The organism is Spirillospora sp. NPDC047279 (assembly GCF_040643285.1).
GTDB lineage: Bacteria > Actinomycetota > Actinomycetes > Streptosporangiales > Streptosporangiaceae > Spirillospora.
On the sequence record NZ_JBEYUA010000018.1, the window covers coordinates 209,292 to 217,354 of the forward strand.

6 protein-coding genes are annotated in these 8,063 nt (G+C 69.3%); 4 read left to right on the plus strand and 2 right to left on the minus strand.

Annotated features, from left to right (window positions below):
• Positions 1-697: 697 nt before the first annotated feature.
• Entirely contained in the window at positions 698-1,300 is a 603-nt protein-coding gene (locus ABZ810_RS37595) for a TetR/AcrR family transcriptional regulator (protein WP_358411509.1), read from the minus strand.
• Between the two features lie 72 nt (positions 1,301-1,372).
• Between ABZ810_RS37595 and ABZ810_RS37600 the strand changes: the two genes are divergently transcribed.
• Positions 1,373-2,200: a class I SAM-dependent methyltransferase gene (locus ABZ810_RS37600; protein WP_358411511.1), complete on the plus strand. Its 828-nt coding sequence runs from the start codon at positions 1,373-1,375 to the stop codon at positions 2,198-2,200.
• Between the two features lie 305 nt (positions 2,201-2,505).
• On the opposite strand, the gene ABZ810_RS37605 is transcribed toward ABZ810_RS37600, so the two are convergent.
• On the minus strand, positions 2,506-3,792 hold the full coding sequence (locus tag ABZ810_RS37605) for a DUF222 domain-containing protein (protein WP_358411513.1): 1,287 nt from the start codon (positions 3,790-3,792) through the stop codon (positions 2,506-2,508).
• A gap of 1,563 nt (positions 3,793-5,355) precedes the next feature.
• Between ABZ810_RS37605 and ABZ810_RS37610 the strand changes: the two genes are divergently transcribed.
• The 3 genes from ABZ810_RS37610 (at position 5,356) to ABZ810_RS37620 (ending at position 7,127) form a co-directional block, all read left to right on the plus strand.
• Complete coding sequence (locus tag ABZ810_RS37610; RefSeq protein WP_358411515.1) at positions 5,356-5,676, plus strand: hypothetical protein; 321 nt, start codon at positions 5,356-5,358, stop codon at positions 5,674-5,676.
• 78 nt (positions 5,677-5,754) lie between these two features.
• Positions 5,755-6,036, plus strand: coding sequence for a hypothetical protein (locus ABZ810_RS37615; protein ID WP_358411517.1), 282 nt, complete (start codon positions 5,755-5,757; stop codon positions 6,034-6,036).
• Between the two features lie 128 nt (positions 6,037-6,164).
• A complete protein-coding gene (locus ABZ810_RS37620; protein WP_358411519.1) occupies positions 6,165-7,127 on the plus strand; it encodes a substrate-binding domain-containing protein in 963 nt (320 codons plus the stop codon).
• Positions 7,128-8,063 lie beyond the last annotated feature (936 nt).

Below are 8,063 nucleotides of genomic sequence, written 5' to 3' on the forward strand. Positions count from 1 at the left end.
GCTGGGGTGCATGGCCAAGGGCTGCACGGCTAGGGCGGCTGGGCAAGGCGGCTGGGCAAGGCGGATGGGCGGTGCGCATGGCCGGGGTGCATGGGCAGAGCGGTGCGGCCGGGGTGCATGGGCAGAGTGCATGGACGGGGCGGTGCGGCTGGAGCAGTGCGGCCAGGGTGCATAAGCAGGTGCTGTGGCTTGGTGGTGCGGTCGGGGGCGGCTTGTTCGGGGCGGGTTCTGGCTGGCGGCGCCGTCGATGGCAGCGCCGTCTCATACGGCTGGGGGCGACACGGGTTAGTCGTACTGCCCAGGGACGTTGGTCAGTCTGGTGATGGGCCACCACCTGGGCCGCCTTCTCCAAACCTTTGCCCCCGCCCTGATCCTCCTCACCGCCTGCGGAATCCTCCACCGAGGTCTCCCCCAACCCTCCGACATCGGCTGGGTCCAACCCCCGCCCCTGCCGCCCCCGGACTCGGCAAGCACGCACCCGTCCATGAAAACCACGCCACCTGAACGTGGCCGGAACACCAGAACCACCGGGCGACGGGCCATCAGCCACCCAGGCACCAAAGCCCAGCCGCCGGGGGATTTGGCCCTCGGGGTGCCCAGGCGGGGCAGGTCGTTTGCCGCTGGTGGCGGTGTGGGGCATTCGTGGCCGGCGCGGTGAGCGTCCGTCAGCAGGCGTTTGCTTGTGCCCTCCGGACCTCTAGGCCGGTCGTCGTTGGACGGCGTCGGCGATGGCACCCGTCACGAATTTGTTGACGACTGCTGGGTCCGGCGGGCCGGGGTCGCGGTCCGCGTACAGGAGGTGCCCGCCTCCGACCAGGGAAAGCGTGAGTGACTCGATGTCGGCGTCGGCCGCGATGCGGCCCCGGTCGCGCTCGTCGGCCAGATAGGCGGAGATCGCGGTCGAGACCTCGGCGAGGATCGCGATGCCGCCGCCGGGCCTGGCTTGCCGCAGCCGGGCGCGCAGTTCGTCCCGAAATGTGATGAGCGGAATGATCGCCACCGGAATCGGACCGAACAGGGTGGTCAGCGCGCTGGTGAGGTTCCCGGCCACCGTGCCGGTGCCGGCGGACTCGCGCAGCGCACTCGCCTGCGTCTCGAGTTGCGCCGCGCGGTCGAGTACGAGCTCGGTGAGGAAGGCGTCGAAGTCGGCGAAGTGCCGGTGCAGGACGCCTTTGGCGCAGCCGGCCTCGTCGGTGACGGCCCGGCTGGTCAGCCCGTTCGGCCCGTCCCGCAGAAGCACGCGTTCGGCGGCGTCGAACAGCTGCTGCCGGGCGTCGCGAAGGTGCACCCCCGTCGGCATGTCCAGATCCTCTCATGCGTCCAAACGAGGGCGCCCATTGGCGAGTGGGCGCATGCCCACTAAGGTGGGCACATGCCCACTCAACCGCGAGAGCAGCCAGTTCCTTCCCCCGCGAAGCCGCATCAGGCGCGGCAGATCGCCGAGTCGTTCGGTGCGGACGCCCAGCGCTACGACCAGGCCCGCCCCGGCTATCCCGATGCGCTAGTGACGCGGATCGTCGCCGGGAGCCCTGGATCTGACGTCCTTGACGTCGGCTGCGGTACCGGTATCGCGGCCCGCCAGTTCCAGGCCGCCGGCTGCAGCGTGCTCGGCGTCGAGCCGGATGCGCGGATGGCCGACTTCGCGCGCGCCCGTGGCCTGGACGTCGAGACGGCGACTTTCGAGGCCTGGCAACCGTCCGGCCGGACGTTCGACGCGGTCATCGCCGCCCAGTCGTGGCACTGGGTGGATCCGGCCACCGGTCCCGTGAAGGCGGCCCGTGTGCTGCGTCCGGGGGGACGGCTGGCGATCTTCGGACACGTGTACGAGCCGCCCGCCGAGGTGGCCGAACCCTTCGCCGCCGCTTACCAGCAGGCGGTACCCGACTCCCCGTTCAGCAGCCAACCGGCCCGGCGTCCGCTCGACCTCTACCGCGAGATGTACGCGGCGTTCGCCGACAAGATCAACGAGACGGGTCAGTTCGGGGAGCCCGAACAGTGGCGGTTCGACTGGGAGCACGCCTACACGCGCGACCAGTGGCTGGACCTGTTGCCCACCACCGGCGGCCTGACCCGAGTCCACCCTGATCAGCTGGCCCAGATACTGGACGCCGTCGGGACCGCCATCGACGCCCTGGGCGGAAGCTTCACGATGACCTACACGACCCTGGCCGCGACCGCCGTACGCGCCATCAGTACCTAAGCCCCAACCGCCATGTCAGCCGCCCACCGATTCCACATGCTGCATGTCGGCCGTCGCCCTTGCTGGACCGCTCCTGCCCTGGCCAGCCGTTGGCGTCCCAGGTGAGAGCGCTGGCTTGTTACGCGGGGACTGCGTTCGTGTTGGTACGGCGTTCGTGTTGGTACGGGAGGTGGGGCGCCTGCGCAGGCAAGGATTCGCCCCCTGCGGCGGTGGGATGTCGCCCTGGTTGGTGTGGTGGCTCTGGGCGTGCCTGCGGGCCCGGTGGTGTGGTGGCCGCCGGGCCGTGAGGCTGGTTGCGGGGTGGGTCAGGCCGCGAGGTGGTGGTCGTCCCAGGGGTTGTCGCCGCCTGGGTCGGGTGTTCGTCCGGTGGGCCATCTGCCGCGTTTGGAGCGCTCGACTCCATCCGGTGGCAGCGTCCCGTAGACGTAGCGTCCGTGCCGGTCTTTGGTGATCTGCATTTGTGCCGGGTGGGTGTGTTTCCAGCGGTTGTGCCAGCCGCAGCAGAGGGTCAGTTTGTTGATATCGGTGGGGCTGTTGCCCAGTACCCATCCGTCAACATGGTCGACTTCGCACAGGAAACCGGGGACTTCGCAGCCGCGTACGGCGCAGGTGGCGTACTGGGTTTCCAGTGCGTGACGTTGTCCTGGGGTGGCGATCCGGACTGCGCGGCCGAGGTAGAGCGGCACATTGTCAGGGCCGAGTAGCAGGGGTGAGACGCCTGCGGTGAGCGCTAGGCGTCGGATCTGCTCCGCGGGGATCTGGGTGCCGTCGCGTAGCCAGCCGGGCACGTCGCTGCCCATGAGGGTTTCGAGGTTGGCGATGACGGTGACCCGGGTGAGCTTGTGGCCCTGCGACAGCACTGCGGTGAGGGCGGCGGCGGTGCGTTCGCCCAGGTCGCGGCGGTCGTCGCTGCCTGCGGGTTTGGCCAGCGGAGCCAGCTTGCCGTCCAGGATCGCGGTGTCTTCGGGGTTGAGCCACCCGTTCACATACGACCCGCCGTCCAGGGACCGGCTCAACGTCAGCCAGGACCGTTCGTAGCCGCGCTGAACGTCTTCGGGGGCTTTCTCGGTGCCGTTCTGCTCGGCCACCAGATCGTGGATCTTGCGGCCCAACCGGGCGACCTTGCCCGCCGAGAGCCCGTCGTTGGCGGCGTTCAGCAGGATGTCCTCGGCCGCCGCGCAGTCCTCATCGTTCAACCGCTGCACGGCGTCGGCGACCGTAGCCGCGTAGCCGAGCGACAGGTCACCGGTGGCCAGGTCCTTGCTCACCCGCTCCAGACGCGGCAACTGCCGGGCCAGGGTGATGCGTTCCTTGGCGCGGCCTTCCCGCATCCCCAGACGGCAGCGCAGCCACGCCTGGGTGGACGGCAGTCCCCAGTGCTTCATTTCACCCGTGCGGTCCACCACTGCGATCATCGCGGCCAACGCGAATTCGCCTTGATCGAACGCACGCGCCAACTCCTCGGCCAGCTCCATGCAGGCGGCGCCGGAGTCGGGTGCGGGGCGGTGGGCGAGGTGGGTGGCGATCGCGGCTACCGCTTCCACCAATTCTGCGGTGGAAGCGGTCTCTAGATCCGCAACGATCGAATGCATGTCTTGATTATATCGACGGTGACGGATAGCAATTATCTGATTACGGACATTTCGATTGGCCGCAGGTGGCCATCAATTCACCGGGCGCAAATAGGTCGCGGCGGGCGGCACCGTTGGGTGGTTGATCGTCCAACGGTCGGTGCGTGGCCCGGCACGGGTGAGTCGGAGTCCAAGCCGGGTTGCTGCTGGTGGATGGCTGAGCGGAGCCGGACTGACCCGCCGCACACAAGCCTCCGCCTCTCCGAGCGTTGCTGTCACGTTGGCGCAGGTCCCAGAGGCCCAAGGATGCGACTAGGTGGAGGCGGCGCTACCGCCTGAGATCGCACCGTAAACCCGCGCTTCGCGCGGCCCTTAAGTTCGAACATCAACCACCAGCCCCGCCCGCACAATGGCAGAGACCCTGACCGGCCGCCTACCCTCTTGTCGATGCCAAGTTTGAGCAGCAGACCGCACCCGCCCGCACTCGGGAGATAGGCGCTAGCCAAAGGGGTGACCGATGCCGCCAACCCCGAAGGGGCTAATGATCTAACCGAAGATGCGTTGATCCGCAGTGAAGCTCCAAGACCCAACACCCCACCCACTTTCTTGTCGCCGCCAAGTCTGAGCAGAAGACCGTGCCCACCCGCACCGGGCATCCGCGCATCCGCCGAAGGGGTGACCGTGGCCGCCCACTCCGAAGGAGCAAATGATCTAGCCGGGGACGCGCTGACCCGCAGTGCGGCACCAAGCCTCAACCCCCTGCCTACTTCTTGTCGCTGCTCAGCTTGAACAGCAGACCGCACCCACTCGCACCCGGGCGACGCAGCACCAGCCAGAGGGGTGACAGATGCCGTGACCCCGGGGGGAAGTGGTGTAACCGGAGGCGTGGTGGCCCGCAGTGAACCTCCAAGTCTTGGCTGGCGGACGTGATGGAGTTTGAACGTCTCAGCGGCTGTGATGAGCTCTGAACGTCGCCAGCGGGTGCGTTCGACGGCACGAGGTGACTGCTGTTGGAGCATCTATATCCGCTATATCCGCGCGTGGGGCTTCGTCAGGCTGATCCGGTGTGAGGAGAGCGAGAGCCGGATCAGGTTGGACCAAGGCGGCCTGAGGCGCTGGACCAAGGCGGCCTGAGGACCGAGGCGGCTTGGGACGCTGGGCCGAGGTGGCTTGAGGTGATCGTTCGGGACTGTCGTCGGTGACCGGTGTTCCGGAATCTCAGGATGCCCCCGTGAGCGCTGCTCGGCAGTCGGACCGCCCGGCCGTGGGAGCGTGTTCGGGCGTAGGTGTCACTCGTGGCGAGGGTCGTACCTGACGGGCGCTCGGGCCGCGAAGGCGTGGATCGAAGGCGGCGAGATCCTTCTGTTCGGTTGTGATGAACGCGCGGATCTGGCGAACCGTCCCAGGGGCCTGGTGATGATGGATCGCCGTGTCGTCGCTCTTCATGACAAGCCGGGCGGTCCTCGCTGCCGGTATTGCTCGTAATCTCTTGGTGGTTCGGTGGATCATTCGGTGGTTCGACGAACCAAAACGATCTTGTATGAATCTTGCGACGGATGAGTGCTCTGGTGAAGAACGTGGCTGATGAGCAGTCTGAGGGCGACTCGGGCTTCCCTGCGCCTGATGGCGGGCTCAGCTTTCTTCCGCCTGGTAGCGGTTTCGGTGCCGCTGGTGCCGCTGGTGCCGCTGGTGCCGCTGGTGCCGCTGGCGGGGCTCGTGAGAACGGGCAGGTTTCTGGTGCTGGCCCGGGGCGCGGCTTTGGCCCCGGTGGCGGATTCGATGGCGGACCCGCGGCGGGGACTGGCCTTGGTGGTGGGTTCGGAAGCGGACCTGGCAGCGGTAGTGGTTCTGGGGCGGGCCCGGGCGGCGGACCTGGACCGGGGCCTCGCGGTGATGGTGGGTTGACGGCTGGGCCTGGTGGCGGTGGTGGTCCTAAGGCGGGCCCTGGCGGTGGGCTTGGACCTGGGCTTGGTAGTGACGGTGATGGTGGGTTTGGGGCCGGTGGCGGTGGCGGGTTCTCGGCTGGGCCTGGTGGTGACGGTCGGCCTGGGGTGGGGGCAGGAGGTGTGCTGGGGACCGGGCCTGGTGGCGGGTTCGGTGCTGGGTCTCACGGTGACGGGCTTGGGGCCGGGCCTGGCGGCGAGCCCGGGGCCGGGCCTGGCGGTGGGCCTGGGGCTGGGCCAGGCGGTGATGGCGGGCCTGGGGCAGGGGCTGGTAACGGCGGCGGATTCGGGGTTGGGCCTGGTGGCGGTGACGGTCGCCTAGGGGCTGGTGCCGGAGGTGGGTCCGGAGCGGGGGTTGGTGGTGGTGGCGGGTTCGGGGGAGGGCCTGGCGGTAGTGGAGCTGGCGGGCGAGGGCCTGGGCGGCGTCGGCTGCCGGTGATTTTGGTGGTCGTGGCGCTGGTACTGGCAGGCGTGGGCGGTGGCGGCGCATGGGCGCTGGGGGTCTTCTCCGAGCCGTGCACCGGGGCCCCGCTCCAGGTGAAGATCGCCGCACAGCCTGAGATCGCGCCGGTATTGCGCGAGGTGGCGGGCCGGTTCAACGTCGAGTCACGCAGGGTCGGTGGCCGCTGCGTCCGGGCGGAGATCACTCCGGTCGCCCCGGCCGAGTATGTGCGCGTCGGCTCGTATGTGCAGAACACCGACGCCTGGGTTCCGGAATCGTCGTTGTGGCTCGCCGTCGCCCGCCGCTCGGGGGACCAGGTCGTCCCTGCGGGTGCGCCGTCCATCGTCACGACGCCGGTCGTACTGGCCACCACGCGGCCGGTAGGTGCCGAGTTCCAGGGGGCGGGAGTCGTCCCCGCCTGGCGGCTCCTGCTCGCCCGCAAGGCGTCCGGGATCGCGCTCGCGCGCCGGACCACCGACCCCGCCAAGAGCATGACCGGGACCGTCACGATGATCGCGCTTGCCCAGCTGAAGCAGAAGGCGGCGAACCGCGGACTGGTGCGCGACCTGCGCGGTGGCGCGGCCGTAGCGCCGCTGGCCGACCTGGCGGGCATGGAACGGTTCGCGCGTCCGCTGGCGGTGACGTCGGAGCAGGCCGTGATCGCCTACAACGAGGCGCACCGGCCCAACCCCCTGGTCGTGCTGCCGCCCCAGGAGGGCACGCTGATGCTCGACCACCCGTTCGCGATCACGAGCCGCGATCAGCTGCGTCACGACGGCGCCGCGGCGTTCCTGTCGGCGCTCGGCTCCCGTTCGGCCCGTGCGGCGTTGCAGGGGGCCGGCTTCCGTACCCCGGAGGGTGAGATGGGTGCCCAGTGGGCACGCGAACACGGCGTCCAGTCGCCCGCGCCACGCGCCCTGCGGCTCCCCACTCAGCAGGAGATCGACCAGGCACTCCGCTCCTGGAAGTGACCCCCGCGACCGCTCGCCCAGATCCCTGCGCACGCTCAGGTGGATGCCCGCTGGGCGCACGCACCGATGCCCGCTGGGCGCACGCACCGATGCCCGCTGGGCGCGTGCAGGTGCCCGCAGGACGCACGTGCGGGTGCCCGCAAAGTGCACGTGCGGGTGCGACTGGCGCAGGTGTGGGTGCTCGCTGGGCGCGCGTGCGGGTTGTTAGCGCGGGGTGTCCGGTGAGTGCTCGTCGGATGCCTGCGGGCGATGATTGGACCCCTGCGGGACGCGCGGACACCCCCGCAATATCGGTTTGGGCGCTCGCGATATGCACGCACTTCTTGGCACGCAGTCAGAATGCCTGCCGGGCGCGCGGGCGTTTCCGTGTCGGTTTGGATGCCTGCGGGATACGACGGGATAGCCGCGGTCGCGTGCGCTTTCCGTGGATGCCTACGAGGCGCGCGGACGTCCTGCGCGTTATCTGAGGGTGCTGGGGCGCGTTCGTTTGCGGGCGGCCGTGCCGACACTGGCGGCGGCCGGGCGCAGGGATGTTTGCGGCCAGGCGTGCGGAGGCCCGGTGGGCAGGCGTGCGGAGGTCCGGTGGGCAGGCGTGCGGAGGTCCGGTGGGCAGGCGTGCGGAGGTCCGGTGGCAGGCGTGCGGAGGCCTGGTTGGCGGGCGCCGATGCAGGTTGGCGGGGTGCGGATGCTTGCTCGGGGGTTCCGACTTCTGTGCGTCAGTCTTGGACGCTCGTGGGGCGCACGGATGTCTTGCGCGTTATCTGAGGTGTTGTGGATGCGCGGACGTTTGCGGGTGGGCGTAGAGATGTTTACGGCTCGGCGCGCGGAGGCCGGATAGGCCGGTTGAGGGGCCCCGCGTTTTCCGGACAGCATCCTGATGGGTGATCTGCGGGCAGATCTACGCTGCTTGCTGCCGGTCCAGGTACTCGGTATGGA